This is a genomic window from Phycisphaeraceae bacterium (assembly GCA_040222855.1).
Lineage (GTDB): Bacteria > Planctomycetota > Phycisphaerae > Phycisphaerales > Phycisphaeraceae > Mucisphaera.
The window spans coordinates 478,958-486,443 of record JAVKCD010000019.1; the positions used below are offsets into that span (position 1 = coordinate 478,958).

At 63.3% G+C, this 7,486-nt stretch carries 6 protein-coding genes; 3 read left to right on the forward strand and 3 right to left on the reverse strand.

The annotated features are described in order from the left end of the window. Window positions 1–65 precede the first annotated feature (65 nt). The 3 genes from RIG82_07315 to RIG82_07325 are packed head-to-tail and all read left to right on the forward strand — an operon-like array spanning window position 66 to window position 3,327. Window positions 66–1,220 (forward strand): C45 family peptidase, encoded by a 1,155-nt coding sequence (locus tag RIG82_07315; GenBank protein ID MEQ9460742.1) that lies wholly within the window; start codon window positions 66–68, stop codon window positions 1,218–1,220. Then, window positions 1,217–2,590: a 4-aminobutyrate--2-oxoglutarate transaminase gene (gabT, locus tag RIG82_07320; protein ID MEQ9460743.1), complete on the forward strand. Its 1,374-nt coding sequence runs from the start codon at window positions 1,217–1,219 to the stop codon at window positions 2,588–2,590. The genes RIG82_07315 and gabT overlap by 4 nt, the downstream gene beginning before the upstream one ends. Before the next feature lie 59 nt (window positions 2,591–2,649). Continuing rightward, a complete protein-coding gene (locus RIG82_07325; protein MEQ9460744.1) occupies window positions 2,650–3,327 on the forward strand; it encodes a GNAT family N-acetyltransferase in 678 nt (225 codons plus the stop codon). Between the two features lie 14 nt (window positions 3,328–3,341). On the opposite strand, the gene RIG82_07330 is transcribed toward RIG82_07325, so the two are convergent. The 3 genes from RIG82_07330 to RIG82_07340 form a co-directional block, all read right to left on the reverse strand. Next, on the reverse strand, window positions 3,342–4,460 hold the full coding sequence (locus tag RIG82_07330; GenBank protein ID MEQ9460745.1) for an agmatine deiminase family protein: 1,119 nt from the start codon (window positions 4,458–4,460) through the stop codon (window positions 3,342–3,344). Between the two features lie 86 nt (window positions 4,461–4,546). Further along, window positions 4,547–5,464, reverse strand: coding sequence for a carbon-nitrogen hydrolase (locus RIG82_07335; GenBank protein ID MEQ9460746.1), 918 nt, complete (start codon window positions 5,462–5,464; stop codon window positions 4,547–4,549). 94 nt (window positions 5,465–5,558) lie between these two features. Continuing rightward, complete coding sequence (locus RIG82_07340) at window positions 5,559–7,445, reverse strand: cytochrome c biogenesis protein CcdA (GenBank protein ID MEQ9460747.1); 1,887 nt, start codon at window positions 7,443–7,445, stop codon at window positions 5,559–5,561. Between the last annotated feature and the right edge of the window lie 41 nt (window positions 7,446–7,486).

A 7,486-nucleotide genomic window follows, 5' to 3' on the forward strand; every position in this document is an offset into this window, starting at 1 on the left:
CGTCACGGTGTTGGTAACCTTATATAATGCGGGAGCTTGGGGGTTGGTTGTGCGGAAGGCGGATCATGGCTGGCATTTCATGGCTGTCTGTTGACGGCTCGCCCTACGAAGCGGGGCTGGCTCATGGGCGGGCGTGGGCGGAGGAGATCCGAGTGGTGACGCGGGAGCGGATGGAGCTTCTGTCGGACCCGCACTGGACACAGGGCGGGGCACCGGCGGCGACGATTCGCCGGCTTGGGGAGGCGTGTCTGGAGGCGCAGGAGGCCTATGACCCGGTGATGACCGAGGAGTTGCGGGGGATTGCGGATGGTGCGGGGGTGGATGTGGTCGAGGCGCTGATCATGAACGGGTTCACGGATTTTGTGGACGCGGTTTTTGCTGAGCGCGGGGATGCGCCGGTGGGGGATGATTCGGGTGGATGCACTGCGGCGCTTGTGAGCCAGAGGCGCAGTGGGTTTGGGGGGCCGTTGTTTGCACAGACCTGGGACATGCATCCGGCGGCGACGCCTCATGTGCGGATGGTGTCGGTCGAGCGGGCGGGTGAGCCTTCGGTGGTTACGTTTACGCTGGCGGGCTGCGTGGGGATGATCGGGATGAACGACGCGGGGTTGTGTGTGGGGATCAACAACATCCTGGTGACGGATGGACGTGTCGGGGTGACATGGGTGTTTGTCGTGCGGGCGATGCTGCGGCAGCGGACGGTGGAGGCGGCGATGGCCGAGCTGGATCGGGCGGAGCTCTGCGGGGCGCACAACTATCTTGTGCTCGGGCCGTCGGCGGGTGGGGGTTGGTCGGGATGTAATGTTGAGGCGACACCGAGTCGTCGGGTGGTGACCGAGTTGGAGGATGTGCTGCTGCACACCAATCATTGCCTGGACCCGGGGACGCTGGCGATGCAGCGGCCGAAGCACCCGATGGCCTTGGCGTGCACGAAGACTCGGCTACGGGACGCGACGGCTTATCTTGAGCAGCAGTCGATCATCGAGCCGGTGACGCTGCGCGAGATGCTGGCGATGCGGCGTGCGGATGGTCTGGGGGTCTGTCACGATCCGATGGAGGGGTACAACGTGGAGACTTCGGGTGCCGTGGTGATGGACCCTGTGGCCAAGATGATGTGGGCGTGTTGGGGGCGCCCGGATGTTCAGCCGTGGGAGCTGTTTGGTGTGGATGATTCCGGTGGTTTTAGCCCTCAGGGCGTGGAAAAGGAGACGAGACGATGAGTGCATCTCTGATGAGTGGGTCGATTGATATCAAGACGGCGTTGCCGGGCCCCAAAGCGCAGGCGATGCTCGCACGTCGAGATGCGGCGGTGGTCAAGGGTAATGCGCGGGCTACGCCTCTGGTCGCAGATCGAGCTGAGGGGGCGCTGGTGGTTGATGTCGATGGGAATACCTTTATTGATATGGCGGGTGGGATCGGGGCGCTGAATGTTGGGCACGTGATGCCGGGGATCAAGGAGGCGGTGCACGAGCAGGTGGACAAGCTCTGGCACTTGTGCTCGATCGTTGGGACGTATGAGCCGATGGTGGCGCTGAGTGAGAAGCTCAATGCGATCGCGCCGATCTCGGGTCCGAAGAAGACGTTGCTGCTGAACTCGGGTGTTGAGGCGGGGGAGAACGCGGTGAAGATTGCGCGGTATGCGACCAAACGGCAGGCGGTCATTGTTTTCGAGGGGGCGTTCCACGGGCGGTCGCTGCTGGGGATGACGATGACCAGCAAGTACGACCTGTTTAAGCGCGGGTTCGGGCCGTTTGCATCGGAGGTTTACCGGATTCCCTATCCGTATCCGTTTCGTTGTACGAGGTCGGGCTGCGGGGGAGCGCAGTGTGCGGGTTCGTGTATTGATGAGCTGTACAAGGCGTTTGTGGCGCAGGTGTCGCCTGAGTCGGTGGCGGCGGTGGTGATCGAGCCGGTGCTGGGGGAGGGTGGGTTCATTCCGGCCCCGCCAGCGTACATGCAGGCGATGCGGAAGATCTGTGACGATCATGGGATTCTGCTGGCGTCGGACGAGGTGCAGACGGGCTTCTGCCGGACGGGCAAGATGTTTGCGATCGAGCATTCGGGGGTTGAGCCGGACATGCTGATTACGGCGAAGAGCATCGGGGCGGGGCTGCCGATCTCGGCTGTGACGGGCAAGGCGGAGATCATGGATGCGCCGCACCCGGGTGGGCTGGGGTCAACGTATGGCGGGAACCCGGTGTCGTGCGCGTCGGCGTTGGCGACGATTGATTACATGGAGAAGCACGATCTGGCTGGTCGAGCGAACGTGGTGGGTGGGGTGATCATGGAACACTTCCGTCAGTGGCAGAGCCAGTACGAGTTCATCGGCGATGTGCGGGGTCTTGGTGCGATGTGCGCGATGGAGTTTGTGACGGACCCGAAGACGAAGGAGCCGAACAAGCAGGCGCCAGTGGACATCGTTGGTGAAGCGTTCCAGCGTGGTCTGGTGATGATCCGGGCCGGTCTGTATACGAGTTGTCTGCGGGTGTTGTGTCCGCTGGTGATTACGGACGAGCAGCTTGATGATGCGATGAAGGCGCTGGGTGAGGCGGTGGAGGCGGGGTACAAGAAGTGGAAGTCGTCGCGTTAGAAGATTCGGCACGCACCTGAAGGTGCGTGGCACCCTGAGTTGTGCGCTAAGAGTTTTTGATGCCTATCTCTGCTGATGATCTGCGGTTGTTGACGATCACGCCGGTGCACTTTGAGGCGTTGGAGCGGCTGCAGATTGACTGTTATCCGACGCTGGACCGGCGGGAGTTGATGCGGGTCCCGCAGTTCGAGAGTCAGTACCAGGTGTTTGCGGAGGGCCAGATTGTGGCGGTGCTGCCCGACGGTCCGGGGCTGGGAGAGGCACCTTTGTGCGCGGACGGCCGGGTTGTTGGGCAGGGGTCGGGGTTCTTCGTTGACTTTGATTTTGACGACCCCGGGCACACGTTCCTGGAGATCGTGGACGGGAACTACTTTCGGAACCACGACCCTGAGGGTGATTACTACTACGGGGCGGACATCTCGACGCATCCGTGTGCACGAGAGCGCGGCATCGGCAAGCGGCTCTATGAAGCGCGGAAGGACCTGGTGCGGCGGTATGGGAAGAAGGGGATCGTCGCGGGCGGGTTGATCCCGGGATATGCGGCACACAAGCACGCGATGTCGGCGGAGGATTACGTCACGAAGGTCGTCGCGGGTGAGTTGGCGGACCCGACGCTGAGCTTTCAACTGCGGAACGGGTTTGTGGTGCGGGGGGTGCTGCGGGATTACCTGCTTGATGCGGCGAGTGACAACTGGGCGACGTTGATTGAGTGGGTCAATCCATCTCAATCCATGTAGCCGATGCGATGCAATCAATAATTCTCCCGCCCCATCGGCGACATGTCATCGGCGGCGGGTTGTTGTTGGCTGAGGCAGTGGAGGGAACCGCGGCCGACGATGAGCCATTCGGCGCGGATGGGGACGATGGTGAGGTGGGGGGCAGCTTGTTCGTAGAGGCGGATGGCGGTGTCGTCGGTCGGGCGGCCGAAGACGGGGAGGAAGAGGTGGCCGTTGGAGATGAGGTAGTTGGCGTAGGAGGCGGGGAGGTGTCCGCCGCCTGAGGTGGCGCCGTTTTCGTTGCGTTCGGCCTCGTAATCTTCGGGCATGTTGTAGGTGACGGCGGGGTGGACCTCGGGGAGTTCGATGAGATTAAGTTTGTTGCCGTCCTGATCGCGGGCCTGCTGGAGGGCTTGCCAGTTGGCTTCGAGGGCATCGTGATCGGGGTGGCCAACGGGGGCGCGGACGGCGGCGATGGTGTCGACGGTGATCCATCGCGCGAGGTCATCCTGATGGCCATCGGTGTCGTCGCCAACGATCCCTTGTGGCATCCAGATAATGTTGGTGATGCCGAGGGTGCCAGCGAGGTTGGCCTCGATCTGTTCACGGGTGAGGGAAGGGTTGCGGTTGGGGTGGAGGAGGCAGGCTTCGGTGGTGAGGAGTGAGCCGCGGCCATTGACTTCGAACGACCCGCCTTCGAGGACCATGTCGTGGCGCCAGTGGGGGATGCGTTTGCCGTTTTCGGATTCGAGGAACTCGGCGATGATGTCTGGGACGGAATCCATCTTATCCCACGGGGGGTACTTGCCCCCCCAGGCGTTGAAGCGGTAGTTATTGAAGGCGAGCCCGCCTTTGTCATCGACGAGGAAGATGGGTCCGTAGTCGCGGATCCAGGCGTCTTCGGGGGCGAGGCCGATGGAGTTGATGGCGGTGACGTTGACGACCTTCGACATGGCCCCGCACCACTCGGCGTGCTGCTCCTGAGCCTCTTTGAGGCAACCCGGGAAGGTGTCGGGGTTGGTGGGTGTGGTGACCCAGACGCGTTCCTGGGGTTCCCATTCGGCGGGCATGCGATAGCCGAGGTCGGCGGGGGTCGGGCCTTGTTTCATGACGGCGGAGTCGCCGTCGCGTGTGACTTCGTAGTAGGGAGGCATGGCCTCTTCGTTTCATGCTTGGGGTGCGGACAACTGGTGGCACAGACCGGGGCGTTGTTCCTTCAGCGGAACACGCTGGGTCTGGGTCAGGTTCCGTCGAGCATGCGTCGGATGAGGTCGCCATAGGCATCGACGCGGCGGTCGCGGAGGAACGGCCAGCCGATGCGGGCTTGCTGGATGCGGTTGAGGTCGCACTCGGCGACGAGGACGGCTTCCTGATCGATGGGTGCTTCGGCGAGGACGGTGCCGCCTGGGTCGGCGATGAAGGAGGAGCCCCAGAAGGTGAGGTCGCCTTCGGTGCCGATTCGGTTGATGGCGGCGACGTAGACGCCGTTGGCGATGGCGTGGGAGCGCTGGATGATCTGCCAACTCTCGCGTTGGCGGAGGTTTTCGCTTTGCTCTTCTTCGTGGTGCCAGCCGATGGCGGTGGGGTAGAAGAGGACTTGAGCGCCCTGGAGGGCGGTGAGTCGTGCGGCTTCGGGGTACCACTGGTCCCAGCAGACGAGCATACCGGTGCGGGCGAAGCGTGTGTCCTGATTACGGAAGCCAACGCCGTTGCCGTTAGTTTGTCCGGGGAGGGGGGCGTCGCCTGGGGTGAAGTAGTATTTTTCGTAGAAGCGGGGGTCGTCGGGGATGTGCATCTTCCGGTAGGTGCCGATGATTTCGCCTTGGGGGCTGATCATGACGGAGGTGTTGTGGAAGAGGCCGGGGGCGCGTTTCTCGAAGATGGAGGCGGAGATCTCGATGTGTAGTTCTTTGGCGAGATCAGAGAGCGCCTGGGTGGTTGGCCCTGGGATGGTTTCGGCGAGTTCGAAGAAGGCGGGGTCTTCGGCCTGGGGGAAATAGTGAGCGCAGAAGAGTTCTTGGGTTGCGACGAGGTCGGCACCCTGTCCAGCGGCATCCCGGATCATCTCGATGGCCTTAGCGCGGTTGGTGGCCGGGGCGGCATCGACTGGGCAGGCATGCTGCACGAGGCCGAGCTTGATCGATGTTGGCGAACCCACGACCGGACCTCCCAGGGCGAGTTTTGCCCTTAGTCTTTCAGAAGCATCCTATCCGGGCCTGTTAACAATGGCCAGATGATGCCTGTGTCCGGGGCTATGGGCTGGATTCGGCGATTTTTTGATCGGGCTGGAGTTCAGCCATCAGCTGGTCGTAGGTATAGAGGCCCTGGAGAACGCGGGTGGGTCGGTTTTGGCCGGGGTGGTAGACGGCGGCGAGGGGGATCCCGCCACCGGCACCGAGTTCGCGTTGGAGGGGCCAGCCGGGGGCGTTGGCGGCGGTGAGATCGACCTTGAAGGCGACGTAGTCGGTGTTATTGAAGACGGCGACGACATCGGGGGTTCGGTAGAGGGTGCCTTCGAGGTAGTGGCAGTTGCCGCACCAGTCGGCGGTGAACTTGAGGAGGATGTGTTTGTCATCGGCGCGGGCCTGTTCGAAGGCTTCGACGGTAAAGGTCTGCCAGGGGAGTGGGCTTGATCCGGCGAGGGTTCGGGCGATGAGGACGCCTGAGGTGGTCAGGATGATGGCCAGCAGGGTGACGCTTAGGCGTGGGACGAGTCGGTGCGTGATGCTGAAGGTGCGCACCACCATGTAGAGCATGGTGAGGGTGAGGAGGGCGGCGATGATCCACCATTCCCAGCGGCCGGGGATGAGGGCGCCGAAGAAGAAGATGGCGACGACGATTAGAAGCCCGCCCATGGTCTGTTTTGTGAGTTCGCTGGCGGGACCGGAGCGTGGGAGTCGATCGACGAGCGTTGGGAAGGCGGTGAGGAGGAGGTAGGGAGCGGCCATGCCGACGCCTACGGCGGTGAAGGTGCCGAGTGCGAGGGCGGGCGGTTGTTTGACGGCCCAGGCGATCGTGGCGCCGAGCATCGGCCCTGTGCAAGGGGTGGACAGGATGGCGGTGAGCACGCCGAGGAGCAGGTTGCCGGTGGTGGTGTCGGAGGAGGGGTTGAGGGCGTAGACCGACTGCGGGAGTTGGAAGGTGAAGAGGCCCATCATGCCCAGGGCCATGGCGATGATGATGAGTCCGAGCCCTGCGGAGACCGGCGGGTAACTGAAGATCTGGCCCCATTCGAGGGCGTCGAGGCCGGAAACGAGGCCTGCGACGAGGAGTCCGAGGAAGACGAAGGTGAGGACGATGCCGAGGGCGTAGATGACGCCGAGGTAGAGGGCGCGGCTACGGTGACCGGCGGCCTTGTGGAGGCTCATGATCTTGATGGGGATCACCGGGAGCACGCAGGGCGTGACGTTGAGGAGGACACCGGCGGCGGCCCCGATCAGGAGGACGAGAGCGATGCCTGCGGGGTTGCTGGTGTCGATGGTGAACTCGACGCCGAAGAAGTCGTTGCGGAGCAGTCCGGAGGCTGGGAGGGCGTCGGGTGCTTGCTCGTAGACGGTGGCGAAGCTGCTGGGGTCGAAGTCGGCGAACAGAGTCGTGTCGGCGGGGATTGAGGTTTGTGCGGGGAGTTGATCGGTGACGGTGAGGGTCGTCTGGAGGGTGAGGGTTTTGGGTGGGAAGCAGACCTGATCGTTGCAGGCCTGGTAGGTGAGGCTGATGGCGATTGGGCGGTCGCCGAGGGCGGCTTCATCGGGGATGACGACGGGGATGTAGATGATGGTGCGGCCGATGAAGGAGGCAACGGGTTCGGGGTCGTACTGGACTTCGATGTCGATGGGGTCGGGGAACTGGACCTGTCCGGGGAGGAGGCCGTCGACGGGTTCGATGCGGACGGCGGTGGGAATGTACATGGTGTCCGCGGGCATGGCGGCGGCGTTGGGATTGGTGTGGAAGCCATCGGCGATGTCGAGGACGAGAGCGAGGGCACGCTGGTCGCCTGGCATGGCCTGGGGGTTCTGCCAGACGAGTTTTGCGGTGACGATCTCGCCGGGCGGGGCGAACTGGGCGAGGGCTGGGGTGGAGATGATCGAGCTGAGGGCGAGGATCAGGGTCGTCAGGATGGAGAGGCGGTGTCGTGACATGGGGTGAGGTGGTCCTAAGGGTCCTACAACGATAGACATCC